Source organism: Streptomyces sp. NBC_00637 (genome assembly GCF_045161545.1).
In the GTDB taxonomy this organism is placed as follows: Bacteria; Actinomycetota; Actinomycetes; order Streptomycetales; family Streptomycetaceae; genus Streptomyces.
In genome coordinates this window covers 6,015,946-6,040,954 of record NZ_CP109046.1, presented here as the reverse complement: position 1 = coordinate 6,040,954, position 25,009 = coordinate 6,015,946, and the positions used below count along the sequence as shown (strand labels likewise).

Annotated in this window: 21 protein-coding genes, 1 other RNA gene and 1 pseudogene; 11 read left to right on the top strand and 12 right to left on the bottom strand. The window is 70.4% G+C overall.

The features are described from left to right. Positions 1-165 precede the first annotated feature (165 nt). The 6 genes from OG440_RS26485 to OG440_RS26460 all read left to right on the top strand — a co-directional run bounded on the left by OG440_RS26485 (position 166) and on the right by OG440_RS26460 (position 7,341). The gene (locus OG440_RS26485; RefSeq protein ID WP_406009276.1) at positions 166-909 is read left to right on the top strand and encodes a sulfotransferase family protein; all 744 of its coding nucleotides are present in this window, start codon (positions 166-168) and stop codon (positions 907-909) included. Positions 910-938: 29 nt separating this feature from the next. Further along, on the top strand, positions 939-1,961 hold the full coding sequence (locus OG440_RS26480) for a thioesterase domain-containing protein (RefSeq protein ID WP_406009275.1): 1,023 nt from the start codon (positions 939-941) through the stop codon (positions 1,959-1,961). Further along, positions 1,958-2,809, top strand: coding sequence for a class I SAM-dependent methyltransferase (locus OG440_RS26475; protein WP_406009274.1), 852 nt, complete (start codon positions 1,958-1,960; stop codon positions 2,807-2,809). Before OG440_RS26480 ends, OG440_RS26475 begins: the two co-directional genes overlap by 4 nt. 65 nt (positions 2,810-2,874) lie before the next feature. After that, a complete protein-coding gene (locus OG440_RS26470; RefSeq protein ID WP_406009273.1) occupies positions 2,875-4,980 on the top strand; it encodes a non-ribosomal peptide synthetase in 2,106 nt (701 codons plus the stop codon). Further along, positions 4,977-6,302, top strand: coding sequence for an MFS transporter (locus tag OG440_RS26465; protein WP_406009272.1), 1,326 nt, complete (start codon positions 4,977-4,979; stop codon positions 6,300-6,302). Before OG440_RS26470 ends, OG440_RS26465 begins: the two co-directional genes overlap by 4 nt. A gap of 367 nt (positions 6,303-6,669) precedes the next feature. Beyond that, positions 6,670-7,341 carry a response regulator transcription factor gene (locus OG440_RS26460; RefSeq protein ID WP_142263945.1) on the top strand — a complete coding sequence of 224 codons (672 nt, stop codon included), beginning with the start codon at positions 6,670-6,672 and terminating at the stop codon, positions 7,339-7,341. On the opposite strand, the gene OG440_RS26455 is transcribed toward OG440_RS26460, so the two are convergent. The 5 genes from OG440_RS26455 to OG440_RS26435 are packed head-to-tail and all read right to left on the bottom strand — an operon-like array spanning position 7,319 to position 12,950. Next, positions 7,319-8,392, bottom strand: coding sequence for an ABC transporter ATP-binding protein (locus OG440_RS26455; RefSeq protein WP_406009271.1), 1,074 nt, complete (start codon positions 8,390-8,392; stop codon positions 7,319-7,321). The two genes, OG440_RS26460 and OG440_RS26455, sit on opposite strands and share 23 nt — an antisense overlap. Next, positions 8,385-9,410, bottom strand: coding sequence for an ABC transporter ATP-binding protein (locus OG440_RS26450; protein WP_406009270.1), 1,026 nt, complete (start codon positions 9,408-9,410; stop codon positions 8,385-8,387). The genes OG440_RS26455 and OG440_RS26450 overlap by 8 nt, the downstream gene beginning before the upstream one ends. Positions 9,411-9,429: 19 nt before the next feature. After that, positions 9,430-10,350 carry an ABC transporter permease gene (locus OG440_RS26445; protein ID WP_406009269.1) on the bottom strand — a complete coding sequence of 307 codons (921 nt, stop codon included), beginning with the start codon at positions 10,348-10,350 and terminating at the stop codon, positions 9,430-9,432. Between the two features lie 29 nt (positions 10,351-10,379). Continuing rightward, positions 10,380-11,294, bottom strand: a complete 915-nt coding sequence (locus OG440_RS26440; RefSeq protein WP_406011466.1) for an ABC transporter permease — start codon at positions 11,292-11,294, stop codon at positions 10,380-10,382. A gap of 45 nt (positions 11,295-11,339) precedes the next feature. Then, a complete protein-coding gene (locus tag OG440_RS26435) occupies positions 11,340-12,950 on the bottom strand; it encodes an ABC transporter substrate-binding protein (protein ID WP_406009268.1) in 1,611 nt (536 codons plus the stop codon). A 521-nt stretch (positions 12,951-13,471) separates the two neighbouring features. On the opposite strand from OG440_RS26435, the gene rsgA reads away from it, so the two are divergent. Then, positions 13,472-14,632: a ribosome small subunit-dependent GTPase A gene (rsgA, locus tag OG440_RS26430; RefSeq protein ID WP_406009267.1), complete on the top strand. Its 1,161-nt coding sequence runs from the start codon at positions 13,472-13,474 to the stop codon at positions 14,630-14,632. An 18-nt stretch (positions 14,633-14,650) separates the two neighbouring features. Here the strand turns inward: rsgA and rnpB are convergent. The 3 genes and pseudogenes from rnpB to OG440_RS26415 form a co-directional block, all read right to left on the bottom strand. Beyond that, positions 14,651-15,055, bottom strand: an RNA gene (rnpB, locus tag OG440_RS26425) — RNase P RNA component class A. 94 nt (positions 15,056-15,149) lie between these two features. After that, positions 15,150-15,977: pseudogene (locus OG440_RS26420) on the bottom strand (DMT family transporter); the annotation flags it as partial. 25 nt (positions 15,978-16,002) lie between these two features. After that, on the bottom strand, positions 16,003-16,806 hold the full coding sequence (locus tag OG440_RS26415) for a helix-turn-helix domain-containing protein (RefSeq protein ID WP_406009266.1): 804 nt from the start codon (positions 16,804-16,806) through the stop codon (positions 16,003-16,005). Positions 16,807-17,068: 262 nt separating this feature from the next. Here OG440_RS26415 and yaaA point away from each other — a divergent pair, with 262 nt between their 5' ends. Both yaaA and eda read left to right on the top strand, forming a co-directional pair. Continuing rightward, positions 17,069-17,860 carry a peroxide stress protein YaaA gene (yaaA, locus tag OG440_RS26410; protein WP_406009265.1) on the top strand — a complete coding sequence of 264 codons (792 nt, stop codon included), beginning with the start codon at positions 17,069-17,071 and terminating at the stop codon, positions 17,858-17,860. A 142-nt stretch (positions 17,861-18,002) separates the two neighbouring features. Continuing rightward, positions 18,003-18,665, top strand: a complete 663-nt coding sequence (eda, locus tag OG440_RS26405; protein ID WP_406009264.1) for a bifunctional 4-hydroxy-2-oxoglutarate aldolase/2-dehydro-3-deoxy-phosphogluconate aldolase — start codon at positions 18,003-18,005, stop codon at positions 18,663-18,665. Here the strand turns inward: eda and OG440_RS26400 are convergent. From OG440_RS26400 to OG440_RS26390, 3 genes are all read right to left on the bottom strand, one after another. After that, entirely contained in the window at positions 18,637-20,058 is a 1,422-nt protein-coding gene (locus OG440_RS26400) for a bifunctional RNase H/acid phosphatase (protein WP_406009263.1), read from the bottom strand. The genes eda and OG440_RS26400 overlap by 29 nt on opposite strands. A gap of 82 nt (positions 20,059-20,140) precedes the next feature. Further along, on the bottom strand, positions 20,141-20,884 hold the full coding sequence (locus OG440_RS26395; RefSeq protein ID WP_406011465.1) for a zinc ribbon domain-containing protein: 744 nt from the start codon (positions 20,882-20,884) through the stop codon (positions 20,141-20,143). Beyond that, a complete protein-coding gene (locus OG440_RS26390; protein ID WP_406009262.1) occupies positions 20,881-21,756 on the bottom strand; it encodes a Nif3-like dinuclear metal center hexameric protein in 876 nt (291 codons plus the stop codon). The genes OG440_RS26395 and OG440_RS26390 overlap by 4 nt, the downstream gene beginning before the upstream one ends. A gap of 742 nt (positions 21,757-22,498) precedes the next feature. Here OG440_RS26390 and OG440_RS26385 point away from each other — a divergent pair. Together OG440_RS26385 and OG440_RS26380 are read left to right on the top strand one after the other, a co-directional pair. Next, positions 22,499-23,707 (top strand): hypothetical protein, encoded by a 1,209-nt coding sequence (locus tag OG440_RS26385; protein WP_406011464.1) that lies wholly within the window; start codon positions 22,499-22,501, stop codon positions 23,705-23,707. Positions 23,708-23,756: 49 nt separating this feature from the next. Further along, entirely contained in the window at positions 23,757-23,951 is a 195-nt protein-coding gene (locus tag OG440_RS26380) for a hypothetical protein (protein ID WP_406009261.1), read from the top strand. Positions 23,952-24,057: 106 nt separating this feature from the next. Here the strand turns inward: OG440_RS26380 and OG440_RS26375 are convergent, their stop codons facing one another. After that, on the bottom strand, positions 24,058-25,005 hold the full coding sequence (locus OG440_RS26375) for a 3-oxoacyl-ACP reductase (RefSeq protein WP_406009260.1): 948 nt from the start codon (positions 25,003-25,005) through the stop codon (positions 24,058-24,060). Positions 25,006-25,009: the final 4 nt, after the last annotated feature.

Below are 25,009 nucleotides of genomic sequence, written 5' to 3'. Positions count from 1 at the left end.
TCACGAGGGGTAAGCATGGTAATTACTTCGCCTTCCACGGCCCGTCCCCGCTGTCTGGCGGGTGTTCCCCAACCGCCCCCTCATGGCTAATGTGGCCGGGACACACGGGTGCGATGGGTAACGTCGGCGGACAGTCGGCGAGTCACCCGGGGAGGAGTATCAAACGTGCGCGATCAGGATTCGGCCGATCGACCCAAGCCCTCGATTATCGCTTTGTGGAGTGCCCCCCGGTCGCGCTCCACGGCTTTTCTGAAAATGATGATGGAGCGCGACGACGTCGTCTCCCTGCACGAGCCGTTCTGCCGGCTGGCCGACTTCGGCGAGGCCGAGGTCGGGTCCCGGACGGTGCGCACTGAGGCCGATCTCATCGCCGCGATCCGTGAACTCGCCCGGGACACGACGGTCTTCTTCAAGGACACGACCGACTTCAGGTACCCGGGAGTGCTGGCCGACCAGGCGTTCCTGCGGGAGGTGGCACACACGTTCATCATCCGGGATCCCCGGGAGGTGATCGCCTCGCACTATGCGCTCAACCCCGAGCTGAAGCGCGACGACGTCGGTTTCTCCCGGCTCCACGAGCTGTATCTCGCGGTGGCCGAGGCTCAGGGTACGGATCCTCTGGTGGTCGACTCGGACGATCTTCTCGACCACACCGAGGAAATCGTCAGGACCTACTGCCTGCACACCGGCCTCGGCTTCCGTCCGGACACTCTGCAATGGAATCCAGGAATTCCGAAGGACTGGCAGCTCACGGAACGCTGGCACGTCGATGCCGGAAACAGTTCCGGCTTCACCAGAAAGCCGAAGGAATACGCCGACACCGTCGACAACCACGCCGTACTCGCCGATTACTACCAGAATCAACTGCCTTTTTACCAATACCTGTACGACCATCGGGTCACGGTCTGACCGACACATTTCGGCGGAGGGGGACGCATATGGCGGAGCAAGGTGCCGAAAAGGTGCCGGCCGCCCGTATCGAGGCTCTGTCACCGGCCAAGAGGGCACTGCTGGACTCGCTGGCCCGGCGGCGGAACAGCGCCGCCTCCGGTGACCCGACGGCGTCGGCGGGCGGGCCGGTACGGCTCAGGAGCGGCGCGGCGGACGGTGGTGAACCGATCGTTCTCGTCCATCCGATCGGGGGCGGCGTCTTCTGCTACGCCGAGCTCGGCGGGTTGATCCCCGGCGACCGGGAGGTGATCGGTCTCGCGGCGGATCGGTTCCTGCGGCAGGCCGCACCGCCGTCGGTGGAGGAACTCGCCGACCACTACCTGGGCCTGCTGCGGGAACGGGGTGTCGAGCGGCCCGCGGTCCTGGCCGGCTGGTCGTTCGGCGGTGTGGTCGCCTACGAGATGGCGCGCCGCCACACCCCACCCGCGGGTGCCCCCGCCCAGGACGGGGGCGTCCCCGTCGTGCTCATCGACTCCGCTCCGTGGCCGCGGCAGACCGGCGCGTGGAGCCGGGCCACGATGCTGGAGATGTTCGTCGAGGACCTGCTCGGCTCCGGCGGCGTGACGGTCGACCGCGTTCCCGTCGAGCCCGCGGTGTGGCAGCTGCCGGTACCCGACGCGCTGGCCGCCGCCGCACGGCAGCTGAACGCCCACGGCCTCGACCCCGGTCTGCCGCACGCGGACATGATGGACCGTTACACGGTGTTCACCCATGCGACCGCCGCCATGCAGCGCCATCGCCCCCGCCCCCGCTCCGGCCCCCTCACCCTGCTGCACGCCGAGCACTCGCAGGCGTACCCGGACACCTGGACCGCCCTGGCCCGCGACATCGCGCCGACCGTGCTGCGCGTGCCGGGCGACCACTTCTCCGTGCTCCGGCCACCGACGGTGCACCGGGTCGCGGAGGCACTCGGGCAGGCCGCCGGCGTGCCGGCCTCTCCTGCCCCACGCTCCCCGGCCCCGGTATCGGGGCCCGCCACCACACCGCCTCAGCACAGGAGCACACGATGAGTGACACCGAGACCACCACCGCGTCGACGACGGACGAGACGGCGGGCCCGCGCACCACCCGGATCGACGGCTCCGCCGACGACTACCTCTTCGAGGCCGAGCTGTACGACCTGCTGTGGGCCGATCTCAACACCCTCGACCTGCCGTTCATCCTGGCCAAGACCGAGGAGTTCGGCGGTCCCCTGCTGGAGCTGGCCTGCGGTACGGGGCGGGTTCTGCTGCCCTGCGCGGAACGCGTGGAGCGGGCTGTCGGGGTGGACCGCTCGCCGTCGATGCTGGCCCAGGCCCGCGCCACCGCCGACGCCGCCGGGGTGCCCGAGGACAAGGTCCGTCTCGTCGAGGGCGACCTGCGCGACTTCGACCTGGGTGAGCGCTTCCCGTTGATCATCGCGGGCGGACAGCCGTTGTTCCACATGCCGACCGACGAGGACTGGGCGCGGACGCTGGACTCCGTGCGCCGCCATCTGGCCCCCGGGGGCCGGTTCGTCGCGGGCGTACCGGTGTTCCAGCAGGAGGACTTCGACAAGTACGACCAGCGCTATCTGTTCGTCGACGAGGTCCGCCATCCGTCGACCGGCCAGCGCGTGGCGATCTGGGACTACAGCGCCTTCGACTTCGACGTGCAGTCGATCACCCGGCGGCGCGTCACGGAACTCCTCGACGAGCAGGGACTCGTGGTGCAGCGACGGCACGACCTGCGCACCAACTACTACCGCTTCCCCGACCAGATCCGGGGACTCTTCGAGAAGGCCGGCCTGCGCATCGAGCGCGAGTACGGCGGTTACGACGAGAGCCCGTTCGACGCCGACTCCGAGTACTACATCTGGGTGGCCACCCCCGCCGACTGACCGCCCCGGTCCGGCACCGCCCGTCCCCCGCCGACAGGTCCTCCGCCCGCCCCGCTTCCACGAAGGTGAACGCTGTGCTGAACACACCCGAGAACGCCACGGTCTCCTCCTACACAGGTGTGCATGGGGTGTTGGGTGGGGTGGTGGCTCGGTGTGGGGGTCGGGTGGCGGTGGGGGACGGGGTGCGGGAGTTGTCGTATGGGGAGTTGGACCGGTTGTCGTCGGTGGTGGCGGCGCGGTTGGTGGCGGCGGGTGCGGGGCGGGGGGTGTTGGTGGCTTTGGTGGGGGAGCGGGATGTGGATCTGGTGGTGGGGATGGTGGCGGTGTTGAAGTCGGGTGCGGGGTATGTGCCGTTGGATCCGGGTTTTCCGGTGGAGCGGTTGCGCGAGACGGTGGTGGATGCGGGTTGTCGGGTGGTGCTGGGCAAGCGGGCGTGGGCGGGGGTGCTGGACGGTGAGGGTGTTGTGGGGGGTGTGGGTGGGCCGGTGTTCGTGGGGCTGGATGATCCGGTGGGTGCGGTGGAGGCGGAGGCGGGTGCGCGGTGGGTGGGGGCGCCGGTGGTGGAGGGGGACACGGCGTATGTGATCTATACGTCGGGTTCGACGGGGCGGGCGAAGGGTGTGGTGGTGACGCACGGCAATGTGCTGGCGTTGTTCGCCGCGTGTGGTGAGGCGTTCGGGGGGTGGGGCGGGGACGAGGTGTGGTCGATGTTCCATTCGGCGGCGTTCGATTTCTCGGTGTGGGAGGTGTTCGGGGCGCTGTTGCGGGGGGGCCGGTTGCGGGTGGTGCCGTATGCGGTGACGCGGGATCCGGCGGCGATGTGGGAGTTGGTGTGCCGGGAGGGGGTGACGGTGCTGAGTCAGACGCCGACGGCGTTCACGCAGTTGGTGGCGGCGGCCGCGGCGCAGGGGTTCCCGGCCACGGCGCTGCGCACGGTCGTCTTCGGCGGGGAGGCCCTGCGGCCGGGCAGTTTGAAGGCGTGGAGTGCGGCGTACGGGTGGCGCGGGCCGCGGCTGGTGAACATGTACGGGATCACCGAGACGACCGTCCACGTCACCTACCGGCCCCTGACCGCCGCCGACCAGGACCAGGCGGTCAGCCCGATCGGAACCCCCCTGCCCGGCCTCACCATCACCCTCCACCCCACCACCACCGGCACCTCAGGCACCACCACCACCGACGACACCGGCCACGACACCGGCATTACCGGCGACGGCGCCGGTGGGGTGGAGGGTGCGGAGATGTTCGTCAGCGGGCCGCAGGTCGCGGCCGGATACCTCGGCCGGCCCGCACTGACCGCACAACGCTTCCTGCCCGACCCCGACGGCCCGCCCGGCAGCCGCCGCTACCGCACCGGCGACCTCGCCACCACCAGCACCAGCACCACCCACAACACCGGCAGCACCACCCACAGCACCGGCGACAACACCACCCACGGCACCGACACGGTGATCACCGCCGGTCACGACACTGAACTGCACTACCTCGGACGCACCGACCACCAGATCAAACTCCGCGGCTTCCGCATCGAACCCGCCGAGATCGAACGCGTCCTGCTCACCCACCCCGCCGTCCACGCCGCCACCGTCATCCTCAACCCCCACACCCCCCACCACCCCCAACTCGCCGCCTACACCGTCCTCACCACCCCCCACCACCACACCGACACCACCCTCACCGACCTACGCACCCACCTCACCCACCACCTCCCCACCCACATGATCCCCACCACCCTCACCCCCCTCCCCGCCCTCCCCACCACCCCCAACGGCAAACTCGACCCCACCCGACTCCCCCCACCCACCACCACAACCCAACACCCCGCCACCACCCGCAAGGAGCCGCGGGACGCTGTCGAGACGACGCTCGTGGAACTCTTCTCCGAAGTTCTTCCCGAGCAGTCCGTGGGAATAGAGGACAGCTTCTTCGACCTCGGCGGGGACTCGTTGCTGGCGATGCGCGTGATGGCCCGGGTCCGACGCGCCTTCGGGGTCGATCTGCGCGTGGGGGCGCTGCTCGAGGCTCCGAGCGTCGAGGGGTTGGCGGTCACGGTGGTGGAAGCGTTGCTGAGCGAGGCCGATCCGGCCCAGCTGGAGTCGCTGCTCACGGGGCAGGAAGACCAGTCCCGCACGCCGGCCGAAGGCGGGCCGGACCAGGAAAGGACCGCATGAACATCCGCAGCAAGCGGCGCACGGCCCACCGGGAAGGAATCACGGGGCTGCTACGGCAGCGCGAGTTCCGGTTGTTGTACATAGGCCAGACGTTCTCGGTGGTGGGTGACGCGATCGTCCCCATCGCCCTCGCCTTCGCCGTGCTCGAAGTGACCGACTCCGCGTCGGCGTTGGGGCTCGTGCTGGCCGCCAGGATCCTCCCCACGGTGGTCCTGCTGCTGCTGGGCGGGGTGATAGCCGACCGCATGGCGCGCCGTCGGCTGATGCTCGTGTGCGACGCGGCCCGTTTCGTCTCCCAACTCCTGTTGGGCGTCCTGCTCGTGACCGGGCACGCCTCCCTGGCGTGGATGATCGCCTTGCAGCTGGTCGCCGGTACCGCCGCGGCCTTCTTCCAGCCCGCCGCCTCCGGCCTGCTGCCGGAGGTCGTCAAGGCGGGGGCGTTGCAACGTGCGAACGGACTCGTCGGGCTGAGCGAGAACGTCGCGTACACGGTCGGCCCCGCCTTCGGCGGTGTCCTGGTCGCGCTCGTCTCCCCCGGGTCCGCGCTGATCTTCGACGGTGTGACGTACGCGGTCAGCGCGGTGGCGCTGTACATGCTGCGGCTCGGGCCGAAGAAGGCGGCCGACGGTGAGGAGGCCTCCAGCATCCTCAACGACCTCAAGCTGGGCTGGCAGGAGTTCCGCTCCCGCACCTGGCTGTGGACCATGGTGGCCTGGGCCGCCAGTTTCCACCTGCTGGTGCTTCCCGCCTGGCAGGTCTTCGGTCCGACCGAGGCGCTCGCCCACCTGGGCGGGGCACCCGCGTGGGCCCTCATCACCACGTGCAGCGGGATCGGTTCGGTCCTCGGCGGTGTGATCGCCCTTCGTATGCGTCCCCGCTACATCATGCGCGCGTCGTTCCTTCCGCTCGGGCTCTACGGGTTGCAGCTGCTCATGCTGGCGCTGCTCGCCCCCGTCCCCGTGATCGCGGCCGCCGCCCTGGTCAGCAATATCGGGCTGTCCATGTTCAACGTCTTCTCGCTGACCGCCATGCAGCAGAACGTGCCGCTCGGTTCGATGGGCCGGGTGAGTTCGTACGAGTGGCTGGGCAGCATCGGTCTGCTGCCGGTCGGTCAGGCTCTCGCGGGGCCGGCCGGCGGGCTCACCTCTCCTGCCACGATGCTGACGATCGGCGCGGTGTGGATGTTCCTCACGCCCGCGCTGCTCTTCGTGGTGCGCTCGGCACGCATGTTGGAGGCGGTGCACGAGGACCCCGAGCCGACGGACGACCCCACCGACGAGACCGCACCGGAACCCGACGGCAGCGAACGCGCCACGGCTTGATACCGACCCGGGCGACCATGGCGAATGCCGAAAGGAGACTGAAAGAAAACAGTGCAAATGCTCTGCCCGTCGGCATGCGCACGGGGGGCGTCGTCACGTTTGCGCGCGAAGGCCATCATTTCCTGCGCGGCACATGACGGCGCCCTTAACCATGACAGCGATGAGATTTAGCCAACCCTTGCTTTGCGTCAGCCAATCTGACAGCCTGTGCAACGAACGCGCTGTAGCAAAGCTTGACCAGCGGCGACGGGGATAAGAACAGCGGGGCAGGACCAAAACGCACCATCCGGAACTTTCCCTTTCGCCTACATGGACTGGAAGGGGGCCCGCCATACCCGCGGCGTGTCCTCAAGGGGGATTTTCACGGATGACCATCAACGTGCTGATCTGCGACGAGTTGCCTGTGGTGCGCGACGGTCTACGCGCGCTGCTCTCCAGCGAGAGCGACATCAACGTCGTCGACACGACCGACAGCGGAATACACGCAATCATGCTGGTCCGCAAACACCGCCCGGATGTTGTTCTTACCGGACTCTCACTCAAGGGTCTGTCGGGAATAGAAATGATCCGGAGACTCAATCAGGAAATTGTCGAGCCTTCTCCGCGAGTGGTCGTCTACACGATGAACGACGGCTCCGACATCGTGGCGGACGTGATTCATGCCGGCGCGTGTGGACTTCTGGTGAAGGAAGTCAGTCGTGAGGAACTCCGCAGTGCAGTGCACGCCGCCGCTCGCGGTCAGGTGATGCTCGCGCCCCGGGTGGCCCAGCGGCTCGTGCACTGGTTCCGGCGTCAGGACAGCCAGCCCGAGGAACTTCTACAGCCGGTCCTGACGGCACTGACCCCGCGTGAACGCGAGATCCTGGTCCTCATCGCCAAGGGCATGTCGACCGAGGAGATCGCGGACGAGCTGACGATCGGCAACGCGACCGTACGGACGCATGTCTACCGGCTGCGCAACAAACTGGAGCTGAGGGACCGGGCTCAACTCGTCTCCTTCGCCTTCCGTGCCGGCCTCATGCAGATGTCGATGTCCTAGCGGCACGCCGCCCGCCGTCCCCGGCTGTGTCCGCGTCACCCGTTCCGCGTTCCGCGGCGAAGTGGCAGGCACTCGGGTGAGCGGTGGGCCCGGCCGCGGTGCCGAACCGGTCCGGCACCGCGAGCAACGGCACCTCGGCCGCACAGCGGTCCTCGGCCTTCCAGCATCGCGTCCGGAAGTGGCAGCCGGAGGGCGGATCCGCCGGTGAGGGGACGTCGCCGGTGAGGATGATCCGCTCGCGCCGCCGCCCGGCCTCCGGATCCGGTACGGGGACCGCGGACAGCAGCGCCTGGGTGTAGGGATGGGTGGGGTGCTCGTAGATCTGGGTCACATCACCCGTCTCCACCATCCGCCCCAGGTACATCACCCCGACGTGGTCGGAGATGTGCCGGACCACGGACAGGTCGTGGGCGATGAACACGTACGACAGTCCGAACTCCGCCTGGAGCCTGCCCATCAGGTTCACCACCTGGGCCTGCACCGACACGTCGAGCGCCGAGACGGGCTCGTCACAGATGATGATCTCGGGGTTGAGGGCGAGGCCGCGGGCGATGCCGATGCGCTGCCGCTGACCGCCGGAGAACTGGTGCGGGTAGCGGTTGACGTACTCGGGGTTGAGACCGACCACGTCGAGGAGTTCCCGCACCTTGCGCCGCCGGTCGCCCTTGGGGGCCACCTCGGGGTGGATCTCGTACGGCTCCCCGACGATGTCGCCGACCGTCATGCGTGGGTCGAGCGAGGTGTACGGGTCCTGGAAGACCATCTGGATGTTGCGGCGCACCGCCTTGAGGGCCTTGCCGGACAGCCGGGCGATGTCCTCGCCCTTGTACAGCACCTGCCCGGCGGTGGGCTGTTCGAGGCGCATCAGCAACTTGGCGACGGTGGACTTGCCGCACCCCGACTCGCCGACGATGCCGAGGGTCTCGCCCCGGCGCAGGTCGAAGGAGACCCCGTCGACCGCTCTCACCGCCCCGATCCGCTTCCTGAGCAGGCCGCCGCGGGTCAGGGGGTAGTACTTGACCAGGTCCCGTACCTGGAGCAGCTCACTCACCGAAGGTCTCCTTCCAGAAGTGGCAGGCGCTCGTCCGCTCCGCGTCCACCCGGGCCGGGGCCGGCACCTCGGTGCGGCACAGATCGCTCGCCCGGTGGCAGCGCGGGTGGAAGGCGCACCCGGGAGGCATCCGCAGCAGACTGGGCGGCAGACCGTCGATCGATCGGAGCCGGTCGCCCTTGCGGTCCAGCCGGGGGATCGACTCCAGCAGGGCCTCGGTGTACGGGTGGGCGGGCCGCCGGTAGATGTCGTGGGCGGGGGCGCTCTCCACGATCCGTCCGCCGTACATCACCGCGATCCGGTCCGCGACATCCGCGACCAGCCCCAAGTCGTGCGTGATCAGGATCAGCCCCATGTCGGACTCCCGACGCAACTCGGCGAGCAGATCCATCACCTGGGCCTGCACGGTGACGTCCAGGGCCGTCGTCGGCTCGTCGGCGATGACGAGATCCGGTTCGAGGGCCACGGCCATCGCGATCATGATCCGCTGGCGCATTCCGCCGGAGAACTGGTGCGGGTAGTCCCCGACCCGCGCGGCGGCCGCCGGGATCCGCACCCGGTCCATCAGCTCGACCGCCCTGGCCCGGGCGTCCTTCTTCGACAGTCCCTGGTGCACCCGGAACATCTCACCGAGCTGGTGACCCACGCTGAGCACCGGGTTGAGCGCGGAGAGCGCGTCCTGGAAGATCATGGCGATCCTCCGGCCGCGGAGCCTGCGGCGCTCCTCACCCGTCATGGTCAGCAGGTCCCGGCCGCGGAAGAGGATCTGGCCCTGGGTGATACGGCCGGGCGGCGCATCGAGGATGCCCATCACGGCCTGCGCGGTGACCGACTTGCCGGAGCCCGACTCGCCGAGCACCGCCAGCGTCTCGCCGCTGTGCACGCGGTAGTCGACGCCGTTGACCGCCTTGGCCACGCCGTCGCGGGTGCGGAACTCGACGTGCAGATCGCGGATCTCCAGCAGGGGCGCCGTCTCCCGCGCCTCCCCGGCCGAGGCCGGGCTCTCCAGGATGGTCATGACCGGAGTTCTCCTCTCCTCAGCGCAGCTTGGGGTCGAGGGCGTCGCGCAGTCCGTCTCCGACGAAGACGAAACCCAGCACGGTCAGCACGATGGCGAAGCCCGGGCAGAGCCAGAGGTAGTCCTTGACCCCGACGAACCCGCGTCCGGACGCCAGCATGTTGCCCCACTCCGGAACTCCCGGCGCGACCCCGATGCCGAGGAACGACAGCGATGCCACGCCGACGATCGCCGTCCCGACGTTGAACGTGGCGTACACGAGCACAGCGGTCAGGGAATTGGGCAGGATGTGCCGCCGGATGATCCGCGCCCGGCTCGCGCCCAGCGCCCTGGCGGCGTGCACGTAGTCCATCTCGCGGGTGACGAGGAGGGAACTGCGCAGCAGCCGGGCGATGGTGGCCCACGAGAACAGGGCGAGCGAGATGATCACGGGCGTGATGCCCTGGCCCACCACCAGCATGATCGCGATGGCTCCGATGAGCAGCGGGAAGGCGAAGAAGATGTCCGCGGTCCGCATGATCAGGGTGTCCGCCCATCTGCCGAAGCAGCCGGCGAGCACGCCCATCGCGATGCCCAGGAAACAGCTGAGGGTCATGGCGGCGAACCCGACGAGCATCGCGATCCGGGTCCCCGAGACCAACCGGGAGAACAGGTCGCGGCCGAGCGCGTCGGTGCCCATCCAGTGCCGGGCCGACGGGCCCGCCAGGGTGTTCATCAGGTCCTGGGCGGACGGGTCCTGCGGGGCCAGCCACGGGCCGAACACGGCGACGAGCACCAGCAGGGTGACGATCGCCAGCCCCACCACGGCGAGTCTGTTCTGGAGGAACCGGTAGCGCACGTCCCCCCACTGCGTGGTGGCGGGGATCAGGGCTTCGGGCGGCGTGGGTGTCTCGACGCCCCCGGCTCCCCGCCGCTTGGTCAGATCGGTCAGATCGGTCATGAGCTCGTTTCCGTCACTACGAGGGCCGGCTACTCGAATCGGATGCGCGGATCGAGGGCCGCGCAGACCAGGTCGACGACGAGGTTGAGCACGACGAACACGGCGACGCCGTACGTGACCACGCCGAGGACGACCGGGTTGTTCTGCTCCTGGACCCCGGAGACCAGCGCGAGTCCTACGCCGTCCCAGTTGAAGATGGCCTCGGTGATCAGCGCGCCGCCCAGCATCAGCCCGAAGGAGATGCCCAGGTAGGTGATGACCGGGATCGCCGAGTTGCGCAGCACGTGCTGGGTGATCACCGTGCGCCGCGGCAGCCCCTTGGCGATGGCGGTCTTGACGTAGTCCGCCCTGAGCACCTCCAGCATGGTGCCCCGCATCAGGCGGGCGACCAGGGCGGCGTCGAGGATCGCCAGGCTGAACGCCGGCAGCACCAGCGACTGCAGATCCCCCTGGCTGAGGAGCGGGAACCAGCCGAGTTGCACCACGAAGAACTTCTGCAGGAGAAAGCCCGTGACGAACGTGGGGAAGCCGACGGCCAGCGTGGTCGAGAAGGTCGTCAGGATGTCCCAGACACTGAATCTGAACAGCGCGCCGACCATTCCGACGGAAATTCCCAGCACGACGTCGATGATGATCGCCGCCAACGCCAGTTCCGCGGTGTTGACCAGTTTCGGCTCGAGGATCTCGGTCACCGGGCGACGCTGGACGAAGTCCTCGCCCAGGTCGCCTGTGGCCAGATTGCGTACGTAGATGGCGTACTGCTCGTACACCGGCTTGTCCAGGTGGTAGTGCTCCCTCAACTGGGAGGCCACCACCGGGTCGCTCGCCTTCGCGTCACCCGCCAGTGGTCCGACGGGATTTCCCGGAACCAGGAAGAGGCAGGTGAACATGATGACCGTGGCGCCGAGCAGAACCACGACCAACTGCCCGAGCCTACGGACCACATACCTTCCCACGAAGGACCTCTCTGTCGCGCCGCCCGGATCCGGTCACTTCTTGAGCGAGATGTTCTCCAGGTTCGGGGTCTCCCCGAAGTTGATGTCGTCCAGGCCGTCGAACCTGTCGGTCCGCACCACCCGGTACTCGGTCCTGGTGAAGGTCGGGATGAGCGCCATGTCGTCCATCGCGACCTTCTCGGCCTGCTTGTAGATCGCGATGCGCTGCTTCTCGTCGGTGGTGGCCCGGGCTTTGCCGATCAGCGCGTCGAAGGCGGGGTTGTCGTAGCGGGCCCGGTTGTCACCGACCACCGAACCGTCCGCTCCCCGGTTGATCGAGGCGGAGTCCAGCAGGGGGTAGAGGTAGGAGTCGGGCGTCGGGTAGTCCGCGCCCCAGGAGTAGCGGAAGAGGCCCGTGGCGTCCGGACTCTGTTCGCCCTCGAAGACCTGCTTCGACGGCAGGCCCTCGATCTTGACGTCCAGGCCGAGGACCTCCTCGATCTGCTTGCCCGCCGCCTGGATCCAGTCCTCGTGGCCCGCGCCGGCGTTGAAGGTCAGCTTCAGCGGGTCGCCGGGCTTCAGCCCCGCCGCCTTGGCGTGCGCCTTGGCCTTCGCCGGGTCCTGCTTGAGGCAGGATCCGCAGATCCCCGGCTGGTAGGAGGTGGGGAGTGCCGCCGGGACGAGGGAACTCGACGGCTTCTGGAAGCCTTGGTAGACGCTCTTGGCGATGAGGGAACGGTCGATGGCGTACGAGATCGCCAGCCGGGCGTCCTTGCTCTTCAGGGGGCCCTGATCGGTGATCGGCAGCAGGTAGTTCATGCCGTTGGTCTCCTTGCGGATCCACTCACCCCGCGGCTTGTACTTCGCCTCGGCCGACTTCAGTTGCGGAGTCGGCACGTGCGCGTAGTCGAACTGGCCCGTCTGGTAACCCTGGTACTCCAGGTCGAACATGCTGGTGGGGTTGAGCAGATAGATCTCGACCTTGCCCAGCTTGGCCTTCTCCAGGCCGTAGTCGTCGTTGCGCACCAGCGTGATCAGCTTGTTGTGCTGCCACTTGCCCTGCATCTTGAACGGGCCGTTGCCGATCGGGGCCTCTTGGAACTTCTTGTTCGGGCCGGTCCCGGCCGCCTTGGGCATGGGGCTGAACACGGTGTGGCTGGTCTTCTTGTCGAACTCGCAGTCACCTGCGGTGAGATCGACCTGGAGTGTGGTCGCGTCGACCGCCTTGAGCCCGCTGAAGGCGGTGGCCTTCCCGTCCTGGAGTTCCTGGAATCCCTTGATGCCGCCGAGGTGATAGGCGACGTCGGAGGCCATGGCCTTGCCGGCCGCCCGGGACCACCCGCGGACGAAGGCCGCGGCGTCCACGGGCTCGCCGTTCGTGAACTTCGTGCCGCCCTTGATCTTGAAGGTCCACTGGGTGCAACCGGCGTTCGGCGTTGCGGATTCGGCCAGCTTGGGCACCATCTGCCCCTCCGGGCCCACCCGGTACATCCCGGTGAAGAGCACCTCCGCGGAGACCAGGCCCGGGGTCTCGGCGGCCAGCGCCGGGTCGATGGTGGCGGGCTCGATGAGACCGAACCGGAAGGTGCCGCCGGCCGGGCCGTCACCCCCGTCACCGCTCTTGTCGGCTCCGCACCCGCTCGCGGCGAGTCCGACGGCCAACATTCCGGCACACCACTTCACCTTCACACGGCTCGAACCCCGCATGGAATTCCCCCTCCGCCACTGTCACTTCCTCCGTGGACACGCATCAGCACCCCCGCGAGGACGAATCCCGGATCCACCGGCACACGGCGCCCCACTGTCGGCCATCCCCTGTCGGCAGACCCCGTTTCCTTTGTCTCCGTTCGATCACAACCACCGCACATGCCGTCCCAAAACAGTGCAAAGAACACAGGGGGTAGCCGAAGTGACATGGAGCCGTCTCCATGAATGAAGGACGCTCTCGCATCGCCGCGTGCAGCACCGGAACACGAATTCAACGCAGCGTTTATGCGGGTACGCAGCTCTGGGATGACATGTCGTCAACAGCCCTGCCACCGGGGCGGAAAAGACAGGGTGTATCGCCGGCCGCCGGTTAGTCTCGGGAGGCAGGCGCCGGACAGCGGTGCGGCCGAGGCAAGGCGAAACCGCTCAGGACGACGCCTCAACCGCCTGCCGGACGGCACTTCGAAGGGGTCGCTCTGATGACTGGTCACCCGGACGCACACCCGCTGAGCCGCTACGGCTGGGCGGCGGACGTGGCCGAGGGCTTCACACCCCATCTCGCCGACGGGCTGGTCCCCGCGCGGGTGGTACGCGTCGACCGGGGGCGCTGCTCGGTCGTCGTCCCCACCCCGGCAGGGGGCACACGAACCGTCCAGGCCGTCACCGGCCCACTGGCCTCGCGTGACTCCGACCCGTATGTGCCGACGGCGCTCTTCGCGAAGCCCTCGGACGGCAGACTGCGCGCCGTCTGCACCGGCGACTGGGCGGCGGTGGACCCCGAGGCCGACCCTCCCGCCGTACTGGCCCTGCTCCCCCGCCGCACCGCCTTCGTCCGCTCCACCTCCTCCAAACGGTCCGACGGGCAGGTTCTCGCAGCCAACATCGACCTCGTCGTCATCGCCGTCTCCCTGGCCGTCGAACTCGACCTGGCCCGCATGGAGCGTTTTCTGGCGCTGGCGTGGGAGTGCGGGGCACAGCCGCTCCTGGCGCTGACCAAGGCGGATCTCGTCGAGGACCCCGTCTCGCTCGGATACCTGGTCGCCGACTGCGAAGCGGCCGCGCCCGGTGTCCGCGTCCTGGCCGTCAGCGCCGAGAACGGCACCGGCGTCGAGGAGCTGGCCGCGGCCGTCGCCGGCGGCACGGCGGTCCTGCTCGGCCAGTCCGGAGCCGGCAAGTCGACCCTGGCCAACGCGCTGCTCGGCGAGGACGCCCAGCAGGTCCAGGCCGCACGGGACTCGGACGGCAAGGGCCGCCACACGACCACCACCAGGGATCTGATGCCGCTGCCCGGCGGCGGCGTCCTCATCGACACCCCCGGACTGCGCGGGGTCGGCCTGTGGGACGCGGAGAGCGGCATCGCCCAGGTGTTCTCGGAGATCGAGGAACTCGCCCGCTCCTGCCGCTTCCACAACTGCGCACACGACGCGGAGCCCGGCTGCGCGGTGCTCTCCGCGATGGCCGACGGCGAACTCTCCGAACGCAGGCTCCACAGCTACCGCAAGCTTCTCCGCGAGAACGAGTACATCGCGTCCCGCACCGACTCACGACTGGAAGCGGAGATCCGCCGCGAGTGGAAACGAAGGCAGGTCATCGGCCGCGACCGCTCCCAACGAGCGGGCGAGGCCTTGGACGACCTGTAGGGACGCCGCGGGCAGCGGCAGACGAGTCGGGCTGTACGCCGGGTTTTGTGCCGAGGGGTCTCGCGACGTCCTCGGTGACGGCCATCCATCTAGGACCGGCGTTGCCGCCGGCCTCGTGCGGTCTACCCGCGGACTCGGGCGGGCAGCCCTCGAACGTCCGCGCAGAGCCGCCTGTTACAGCGGCTCCTTTTGACCTTGCTCCAGGTGGGGTTTACCTAGCTGCCCAGGTCACCCTGGGCACTGGTGGTCTCTTACACCACCGTTTCACCCTTACCCGGTGCCGAAGCGCCGGGCGGTCTGTTTTCTGTGGCACTGTCCCGCGGGTCACCCCGGGTGGCCGTTAGCCACCACCTTGCCCTGTGGAGCCCGGACGTTCCTCGGGAAGTCCCGTGAGGGACTCCACGCGGCCGCCCGCCCGGCTCGTCTGCCGTAGCGACCATGTTACCGGGCGCGGACGGCGTGCCTTTCCAGCGACCGGTCCCCCGGCGGCCGGTCCCGCGGCCGTCGCCAGCACCGAGCCCGCGAGGATCAGGGTGAAGGCGGCGAGGACGCCGGCGGTGAGGGGCTCGTCCAGGAACAGCGCGCCCGCCGCCACCGCGACCGCCGGGTTGACGTAGGTGATGACCGTCGAGCGGGTCGGGCCGATTTCCTTGATCAGCTCCAGGAACGCCACGAAGGCGACGGCCGTGCAGACGACGCCCAGGGCCGCCAGCGCCGCCAGGACGGAGGCGCCGGGCATCTCCGAAGGCCAGGTCGCGGCCGCCGCCGGTGCGTAGACGAGTGCCGCCAGGGTCAGGCAGGGGACGATGAGATGGAGGGTGGGGACGTCCTTGAGGCGGCGGGCCGCGATCAGCGGGGCCGTCGCGTAGCCGATGACCGTCAGCAGCACCTCGCCCAGGGATTTCGCGTCGCCTCCCGTCAGGTGCGGGACCGTCAGGACCGCCACCCCGGCGAGGCCCACGGCCAGCCCCGTCAGCCGCCGTATGCCCAGCCCCTCCGTGTCGCCGAGGAAACGGGCCGCCAGTACGCCGACGATCGGGACGCCCGCGACCAGCAGGCCTGCGGTGGAGCTGGAGAGGTGCCGCTCGGCATCCGTGAGGGTGAACCACGGGCCGATGATCTCGATGGCCGCGAAGGCCAGCATGGGCTTCCAGTGCGCCCGTACCGTCCGGGTCAGGCCGCGTTGCCGTAGCGCGAAGGGAAGCAGGAGGGCCGCGCCCAGCGCGCACCGGGTGAAGACGACCATGGACGGGGAGAGGTCCTCCACCGCGACCTTGATCAGCAGATAGGGGATGCCCCAGATCACTCCCATCAGGGAGAACAGCAACCAGCCGCGTGCAGTCATACGGAGAGTGTCGGCCCGGCCCCGGTCAGGTGTCTTGAACGCTGTTGCGGTACGCCGCCGGGGTCACGCCCAGCACGCGGCGGAACCAGCGGGTGAGGTGGGCCTGGTCCGCGAAGCCGACGAGGCCGGCCACTTCCGCGGGACGCAGCCCTGACTCCAGCAGACCGCGGGCCCGGGTCACCCGGTACTGGGCCAGCCAGGCGTACGGCGGCATGCCGGTCGTCGTACGGAAGGCGCGCAGCAGTTGGTAGCGGGACAGTCCCAGGTCGGCCGCGAGGTCGGCCAGCGAGGGCGGGGCGAGGAGTTCGTCGGCGAGACGGGTGCGGACGGCATGGGTGAGGTGTTCGGCGCCGGGGATCGTGTCGCACACGGGACGGGCCGTGGAGTGGCGTCGGGCGAGAGCCGTCAGCAGCCACGGGAAGCGGGACTCGGCCTCCAGGGGGTCGGGGCAGGCGACCAGTTCCGTGTGCGTCCGGCGCAGGGCGGCGGCCAGTTCCGGGTCGTCGAGGACGGGTTCAAGGAAGTGCGGCACCCCGCCGACGGTGCCCTCGGTGAGGAGGGCGGGGCTCGCGTACAGGGCGCGGTAGGCGTAGCCGTCGGTGTCGTTGCCCGGGCCGCCGGTGTGCGTCTCGCCGGGGGCCAGGACGACGATGGAGCCGGGACCGGTACGGATGTGGCCGCCGCGGTACGCGATGATCTCGGAGCCGTCGACGCAGACCCCTACGGTGAACTCCTCGTGGGCGTGCGGGGCGTAGACGTGCCGGTCGAAGCGCGCGGTGAGCAGGTCCAGCGGCGGACCGCAGCGCCCCAGCCGCGCTCTGGTCCACAATGCCTGTTCCCGACTCACTCGCCACCCCCGTGCGACCCCGCCATGTGACCCCGTCCGTGCCTCTGCGGCTGTAACGCCTTCTGGCCCCGGTTCATGCCGCCGGGCGGATGCCGGGAGAGCGGACGGGCAGGCGGACGAGCGAGCGGACGGACCGCTGCCGGGCAGGGGGCGGGCCGGTGCCGGGCGGGGACCGACCTCGACCGGGCCCTCCCGTGGCACGTCGTACGCTGTCGCAGCAGAGCTCTATTGAAGGAGATTTCCCGTGCTTGTCCTGCTGCCGCCCTCCGAAGGCAAGGCGTCCTTTGGGCGTGGCGCCCCGCTCAAGCCGGAGTCCCTCTCCCTGCCGGGGCTCGGCGCCGCCCGCGAGGCCGTCCTCGACGAGCTGGTCGAGCTGTGCGCGGCCGACGAGGACAAGGCGCGCGAGGTGCTCGGGCTGAGCGAGGGACTGCGCGGCGAGATCGCGAAGAACACGGAGCTGCGCACGGCTGCCGCCCGGCCCGCCGGGGAGATCTACACGGGCGTCCTGTACGACGCTCTCGGCCTGGCCTCGCTCGACGCGGCGGCCAAGAGGCGCGCGGCCCGGTCGCTTCTCGTCTTCTCGGGCCTGTGGGGCGCCGTCCGGGTGACGGACCGGATCCCGTCGTACCGGTGCTCGATGGGCGTCAAGCTGCCCGGGCTGGGGGCGCTGGGCGCGTACTGGCGTGCGCCGATGGCGGCCGCGCTGCCCGAGGTGGCCGGAAAGGGACTGGTGCTGGACCTGCGGTCGGCGGCGTACGCGGCACCCTGGAAGCCGACGGGTGAGGCGGCGGGACGGACGGCGAGCGTGCGGGTGCTGCACGCGCCGACCCGCAAGGTCGTCAGCCACTTCAACAAGGCGACCAAGGGGCGGATCGTACGGAGTCTGCTGACGGCGGGGATCGCCCCCGCGGGTCCCGCCGAGCTGGTGGAGGCGCTGCGAGACCTCGGCTACGTGGTGGAGGAGCAGGCGCCGGCGAAGGCCAAGGCCGGGGCGGCCGCCTGGACCCTGGACGTGCTGGTGGACGAGGTGCACTGACCCACCACCGAGGTGCACTGACCCACCACCCTGGCCGGCCGACCGACCGCCTGACCGACTGGCCAACTGGCCGACGTCCGTCTTGTTGCAGCATGTGCAATGCCCTTTGCGGAGGTTGCACACCGGGGGCAGGATGAGGCGCATGACCTCACCCCTGCCCTCCCCTTCGGCTGCCTCGGTACTGGATCTGGCGCCGGTCGTGCCCGTGGTGGTCGTCGAGGACGCCGCGGACGCCGTACCGCTGGCGCGGGCGCTGGTGGCGGGAGGGCTGCCCGCGATCGAGGTGACACTGCGGACGCCGGCCGCGCTCGACGCGATCCGGGAGATCTCCGGGTCGGTCCCGGAGGCGGTCGTCGGGGCCGGGACGGTGATCACGCCGGAGCAGGTGACGGCGTGCGGGGAGGCCGGCGCGCGGTTCCTGGTGAGCCCCGGCTGGACGGACGCCCTGCTGACGGCCATGCGGGCGTCCGGGCTGCCCTTCCTGCCCGGGGTGTCGACCACGTCGGAGGTCGTGGCGCTGCTGGAACGCGGGGTGCGGGAGATGAAGTTCTTCCCTGCGCAGGCCGCGGGCGGCACGGCCTACCTCCGGTCGCTGGCCGGACCGCTCCCCCAGGCCCGGTTCTGTCCGACCGGCGGGATCGGCCCCGACAACGCGCCGGAGTATCTGTCCCTGCCCAATGTCGGATGCGTGGGCGGGAGTTGGATGGTCCCGGCGGACGCGGTCGCGGCGCGGGACTGGCGGCGGGTCGAGGAACTCGCGCGGACCGCCGCGCTGCTCAGGACCGCAGGTGGGACGTGTCGTTGAGCAGGCGGACACTGGCGTTGCCGTCCGCGTAGTAGGCCACCGCCGACAGCGAGGCCGCCGACAGTTCCATGCGGAACAGCGACTCGGGCGGGGCGCCCAGGGCGAGCCGGACGAACGTCTTGATCGGGGTCACGTGGGTGACCAGCAGGACCGTGCGACCCGCGTACTCCTCGACCAGCCTCTCCCGGGTCGCCGCGATCCGGACGGCGGTCGCCGCGAAGCTCTCGCCACCACCGGTCGGCTCGGCCTCCGGGTCGGCGAGCCATGCGTTCAGATCGTCGGGGTGACGCTCGCGCACCTCGCCGAAGGTCAGCCCCTCCCAGGCCCCGAAGTCGGTCTCGATCAGCCCGTCCTCGACGGTGACCTCCAGGCCGAGGCGGGCGGCCACGGCGGCGGCCGTCTCGCGGGTGCGGGCGAGCGGGGAGGCGAGGATGTGCTGCACGGTCCCGCGCCGGGCGAGGGCGGCGGCGACCCGCTCGGCCTGCTCCCGGCCGACGTCGGAGAGGGAGGGATCGGTGCCTCCGCTGCCGGAGAACCTCTTCTGCGGCGTGAGCGGCGTCTCGCCGTGCCGCAACAGTACGAAGGTCGCCGGCGCCCCCAGATCGGGAGCCGACCCCCACCCGACGGAGGGGGTGGCCGCGGGCCCGACGGCGGCGGGTCCGACGGCCGCGCGCCCGACACTGCCGGAGCCGACGGAAGAGGCCGACGCCGACGCCTGTGTCGGAGCCGGCGCCTGCGTCGAGGCCTGCGCCGGGGTGGCGACCGTGCGGGCGGCGCGGAGGTCCGCGTCCGTTCCGGTCGACGTCTCCTGGGCGGTGTCCGCGGTCGGGCTCGCGGTCGGGCGGGACCGGGCCAGGGCCTCGCGGGCCTTTGCCGCGCCTGCCGTGGCGTCGCCGGGCGGGCCTGCGGGCCCGGGTGCGGCCGGGGTCACGGGGACACGGGCGTCGAGCTCGGCCCGCGACGCCCCCGCGTCCCACTGCTCGCCCCGCTTGCCCGCGTCCATCGCCTCGTTCGCCAGGCGGTCGGCGTGCTTGTTCCGCTCGCGCGGCATCCACTCGTAGGTGACCTGCCCGGGCGGGAGGATCCGGGCCGCCTCGGCGGCCAGCGGCTTCATGTCGGGGTGCTTGATCTTCCAGCGGCCCGACATCTGCTCGACGACCAGCTTGGAGTCCATGCGCACCCGCACCGTGGCCGACGGGTCGAGCTCGCGCGCGGCACGCAGGCCGGCCACCAGGCCCCGGTACTCGGCCACGTTGTTGGTCGCGACGCCGATGTACTCGGCCCGCTCGACGAGCGTCTCCCCCGTCGCCGCGTCGATCACCACGCTGCCGTAGCCCGCGGGCCCCGGGTTGCCCCGCGACCCGCCGTCGGCCTCGACGATGAACTCCCGCACGACGTAAGCCCCTTACTGTCGTTGACCGACCCGCGGACCCGGACGGACCCACCAGAGACCGGCTACAGACCGGAAAGACCGACTACAGGCCGGACTCGGACGTGCGCACGAGGATGCGACGACAGTTCTCACACCGTAGGACCGTGTCGGACGGAGCCTTGCGGATCTCGGCCAGCTCCGTGATGGCGAGTTCCTGGCGGCATCCCTGGCAGGTCCGCTGGAGGAGCTTGGCCGCGCCGACGCCGCCCTGCTGCTCGCGCAGCTTCTCGTACAGCTTGAGCAGATCGGCGGGAACGGAGGCCGCGACGACCTCGCGCTCCTTGGCGACGGAGGCGGCCTCGCTGTCGAAGCCCTCCAGGGCCGCGTCCCGGCGCGCGACGGCGTCGTCGATCCTGCCCTGGACGGAGCCGACCCGCTCGGTCAGCTCCGCGGCCCGCTCCTGCGCGCTCTCACGGCGCTCCATGACCTCCAGGACGATGTCCTCGAGGTCGCCCTGGCGCTTGGCGAGGGAGACGATCTCCCTCTGGAGGTTCTCCAGGTCCTTGGAGGAGGTGACGGCCCCGGAGTCGAGACGCTGCTGGTCGCGGGCGGAGCGCTGACGGACCTGGTCGACGTCCTGCTCGGCCTTGGTCTGCTCGCGGGCGGTGTCGCTCTCCTCGGTCTGTGCCGCGACAAGGAGGTCACGCAGCTGCGTGAGGTCCTTGTTCAGCGACTCGATCTCGGCGTGCTCGGGCAGCGACCTCCGCTTGTGCGCGAGCTGCTGGAGACGGGCGTCGAGGCCTTGGACGTCGAGGAGTCGGATCTGGTCGGCGGGCGCGGCGTTCAGTTGGGGGCTCCCATTGAGCTAGAGGTGGTGTTGGACGCCGCGTGGGCCGTCCAGGGGTCGGTGACCGTACGGGAGACATGGACCCGCAGGTCCCACCCCCGCCGGTCGGAGATCTCGTCGAGCTGGCCGGCGGCCAGCTCGCACCAGGGCCACTCGGTGGCCCAGTGCGCCGCGTCGAGCAGCGCGAGAGGTGAGTGGGCGCCGTGGGCGCGGTCCGCGATGAACTCCGACGCCGGGTGATGGCGCAGGTCCGCGGTGAGGAAGGCGTCGACGCCGGCCGCCCGGACGTGATCGAACAGGCTGTCGCCGGAGCCGCCGCTGACGGCGACGGTCCGCACCAGCGCCTCCGGGTCCCCCGCCGCCCGGATGCCCTGCGCGGTGGCGGGCAGCCGCTCGGCGGCGCGGGCGGCGAACTCGCGGACGGTGAGCGGGTGGTCGAGTTCGCAGACGCGCCCGAGGCCGCGCCGCCCGGCGGGGTCGCTCGGATCCGGCACGAGAGGCCGTACGACCCGCAGGTCGAGCGCGCCGGCGAGGGCGTCGCTCACGCCGGGATCGGCGGTGTCGGCGTTGGTGTGGGCGACGTGCAGGGCGATGTCGTTCTTGATCAGGGTGTGCACGACACGGCCCTTGAAGGTGGCGGCCGCGACGGTCGTCGTCCCGCGCAGATACAGCGGATGATGGGTGACGAGCAGATCGGCGCCGAGCTTCACGGCTTCCTCGACGATCTCCTGGACGGGATCGACGGCGAACAGAACCCGGGAGACCTCCTGCTCGGGGTCGCCCACGACGGTGCCGACCGCGTCCCAGGACTCGGCCCGCTCGGCGGGCCACAGGTTCTCCAGCGCGGTGATGACTTCAGACAGACGGGGCACGGGGAAAGGCTACCTGGCCGTCTCACCGGCCCGTACCCGTGCCGCCGACGCCGCCACGACCACCGCGGTCGCCGACCGGCGGTGAGCGGGGAGCCGATGCACACGCCTCCCGCCACCCTCAGGCGAATCGCTTCTGCGCCACTCTTATGAGGGAAGTAGACCGCCCGGCGGTCCCACGCCCGTGCGTACGAAAACTAGCTTCGTCGCCGGAGGTGACCGAACGATGACGATGCCGGCCTGTGCGATCGAGCCCACCGCCGCGGACGGGGAGGACCCCGAGGACGGCGCCACCGAGCCCACGCCACCCGCGGAACCGCACCCGGAGGAGCACACGAGCCACGCGATCACGGCCGCTCCCGCGCTCATGGCCGCTCCCGTGAGCACGGCGGATCCGGTGAGCATGTCCGACCCCGTGAGCGCAGCCGATCCCGTGAGCATGCTTGATTCCGTGAGCGCGGCGAATCCCGCGAGCGCGGACGATTTCGTGAGCGCGGCGGAACACGCGATCGCGGCGGATCAGCTGATCATGGCCGATCTCATGACCGTGGCCGACCGTGGGAGCGGGGCGGACCAGGCTCTCATGACCGACCGTGGAAGCGCGGCGGGCAGCGCGATGACGGCCGGCCACGGGAGTGGCGCGCACAGCGCGATGGCGGCCGTCGCCGGAAGTGGGGCGGACGGCGCGATGGCGGCCGGCCGGGAGAGCTACGCCGACCACGGCATCACGCTCACGGCCGACCGCATGATCACTACCGGCCGTGTGATCACTACCGGCCATGGGAGCGAGACGGACTGTGTGATCACGGCCGGTGGTGCCTACGCGGCGCGGCTCGCCCGGGCCGGTGACTCCTGGTTCCCCGAGCGGTGGACCCTGGACGGCCCCGAGCCGTACGCCGTACCGCTGCCCGGGAACCAGCCGGAGGAGCCCGGCACCGAGGTGCAGCCGATGGCCGACGGCCGGGTCCTGATCCGGCGGCCCATCGAGGGGCGGCACGCCTTCTCGCTGCTGTATCCGACCGGTCCCGGTACGGGTGAGCTGCCGCTGGGCGCCGTCGAGTGCCCGGACGAGGGCACCCGGCTGCACCTGCTCCCGCCGGCCCCCTGCGGCGAGCGCGCGTACGCCCTCGCCGTCGGTCACGGCACGACGACCGTGTGGCTCGTGGCGGGCGGCACCTTCGGGCCCGAGTACCTCGCCGAGATCCCCGGCCGCTGCTCGGGCGGCGTCTGGCTGGACCGTACGGGCCGCATGCTCGCGCTGGACCGGGAGGCGGGCGGTCGCACCAAGACGATCGTCGTGGATCTGGAGCGCGGCGGCGAGGTGTCACCCCTGTTGCAGATCGCCGCCGACAGCGACGACCGCCTGCTGCTCGCCGACCCCGACAGCGGGCTGCTGCTCATCCGCTCGGACGCGCCCTCGCCGGGCGAGGCACGCCTGGGCTGGGGCGTCCTCGGCAGCACGCTGCCGATCCGCTTCCCGGAGTCGTTGCACCCGCCGGACCTCGCCCTCACCCCCTTCGCGAGCCAGCCGGGTCAGGCACTCCTGCCCGAGGCCTGCGCGGTGGCGCTCCGCATCGACAGCCCCTTCGGCACCTGGGTGGGCGTATGGCGTCCGGTCGAGCGCCGACTGCACCAATTCCCGGCGCCCGACGGGTGGTTGGCGGGCAGTGGACTGTGGACCCCGGAGGGTGTGCTCCGGCTGCCGTACGCCACGGAGGCGGAACCGTGCGGGGTGGCGCCGCTGACGGCGCCGATCATCGCACCGCCGTCGTCGCCCTCACCGTCTCCCTCGTCGATGTCCTCCGAAGAGGCCTCGCCACGCGTCGAACCGCCGCGGTCCACGCCCGCCGTCGCCCGTCCGGTCCCCCTTCAACAAGCCCCGCTCGGCCGACTTGTAACGAAGTCGCAGCGGTTGGCGTGGCCGCCTGGATCACCCCCTCGGTGTGCCGGATAAAATCGCCCGGCTGTAAAGAAAGATCATGTTGACGGGGTGAATTCTTCCGATGAGCGACACAAGCACCAGGCATCCGCTGTCCGCCGCCTCCCAGGAGACGGCCGGACACGGCCGGCACCGGGGTCCGGTCTCGTCCCAGGACGGTGACTCGGCCCCGCACGGCCGACACCGCAAGCCCGCCGAGAACAGGCCCGACAACCGGGCCGACAGTCGGGCCGAGAACAGGGCCGAGGCGACTGTCTGACGGTACGCCGTACACCGAGGGGCTCCGGTCGTCCATGGACGACCGGAGCCCCTTCGCGTATGTCTCACCTGGCCCGCGCACCACGCCCTGGACGGTAAGTCCCGCCCTACTCCTGCCCTCGCCGTAGTCCCAGCACCTCCGCCGCGGCGAACGTCTCCCCGCGGGGCCGGTCCGCGAAGTGTGCGCCGAGCACGGCGTCCAGCTCCTCGTAGCCGAACACGTCCTCCTTGCTGTCGAACTTCGCCCGTACACGCGGCCGTTCGACGACGGCGACCATGCCACCGTGGGCGACGAGCAGCTGTCCGTTGATCCGGGCGGCGGCCGGCGAGGCCAAGTAGCCGACCAGCGGCGCCACATGCTCGGGCGCGAGGGGGTCGAGTACGCCCTCGTCCGGCTGCGCGATCCCGGCGAAGACGTCCTCCGTCATCCGGGTGCGGGCGCGCGGGCAGATGGCGTTGGCCGTCACGCCGTACTTGGCCAGCGCGAGCGCCGTGGACGTCGTCAGCCCGACGACTCCGCCTTTGGCCGCCGCGTAGTTGGGCTGCCCGGCCGAGCCCGCCAGGAACGCCTCCGAGGAGGTGTTCACGATCCGCCCGTACACCGGTCCGCCCGCCGCCTTGGACCGGTCGCGCCAGTGGGCGGCGGCGAAGCGGGTCGTGTTGAAGTGCCCTTTGAGGTGGACCCGGACGACCGCGTCCCACTCGTCCTCGGCCATCGAGAAGACCATGCGGTCCCGCAGGATGCCCGCGTTGTTGACCAGAACGTCCAGCTTGCCGAACTCGCCGATCGCCAACTCGACCAGTGCACAAGCCTGTTCGAAGTCGGCGACGTCCCCGGTGTGGACGAGCGCGGTGCCGCCGGCCGACCGGATCTCCCGCACCACCTCCTCGGCGGGGCCGGCCGACGCCTCGCCCGAACCGTCCCGGCCGGGCCGGCCGTAGTCGTTGACGACGACGGCCGCGCCCAGCCGCGCCAGCTCCAGTGCCTCGGCCCGGCCGAGCCCGCGACCGGCGCCGGTGACGATCGCGCTCAGCCCCTCAAGTGGCAGTGCCATCCGG

Coding starts and splice junctions, on each gene's coding strand:
- eda (WP_406009264.1), top strand. CDS start 18,003: ATGACCTCACCCCTGCCCTCCCCTTCGGCTGCCTCGGTACTGGATCTG.
- OG440_RS26385 (WP_406011464.1), top strand. CDS start 22,499: ATGATCACTACCGGCCGTGTGATCACTACCGGCCATGGGAGCGAGACG.
- OG440_RS26445 (WP_406009269.1), bottom strand. CDS start 10,350: ATGACCGATCTGACCGATCTGACCAAGCGGCGGGGAGCCGGGGGCGTC.
- OG440_RS26375 (WP_406009260.1), bottom strand. CDS start 25,005: ATGGCACTGCCACTTGAGGGGCTGAGCGCGATCGTCACCGGCGCCGGT.
- OG440_RS26465 (WP_406009272.1), top strand. CDS start 4,977: ATGAACATCCGCAGCAAGCGGCGCACGGCCCACCGGGAAGGAATCACG.
- OG440_RS26380 (WP_406009261.1), top strand. CDS start 23,757: ATGAGCGACACAAGCACCAGGCATCCGCTGTCCGCCGCCTCCCAGGAG.
- OG440_RS26460 (WP_142263945.1), top strand. CDS start 6,670: ATGACCATCAACGTGCTGATCTGCGACGAGTTGCCTGTGGTGCGCGAC.
- OG440_RS26480 (WP_406009275.1), top strand. CDS start 939: ATGGCGGAGCAAGGTGCCGAAAAGGTGCCGGCCGCCCGTATCGAGGCT.
- rsgA (WP_406009267.1), top strand. CDS start 13,472: ATGACTGGTCACCCGGACGCACACCCGCTGAGCCGCTACGGCTGGGCG.
- OG440_RS26435 (WP_406009268.1), bottom strand. CDS start 12,950: ATGTTGGCCGTCGGACTCGCCGCGAGCGGGTGCGGAGCCGACAAGAGC.
- OG440_RS26475 (WP_406009274.1), top strand. CDS start 1,958: ATGAGTGACACCGAGACCACCACCGCGTCGACGACGGACGAGACGGCG.
- OG440_RS26450 (WP_406009270.1), bottom strand. CDS start 9,410: ATGACCATCCTGGAGAGCCCGGCCTCGGCCGGGGAGGCGCGGGAGACG.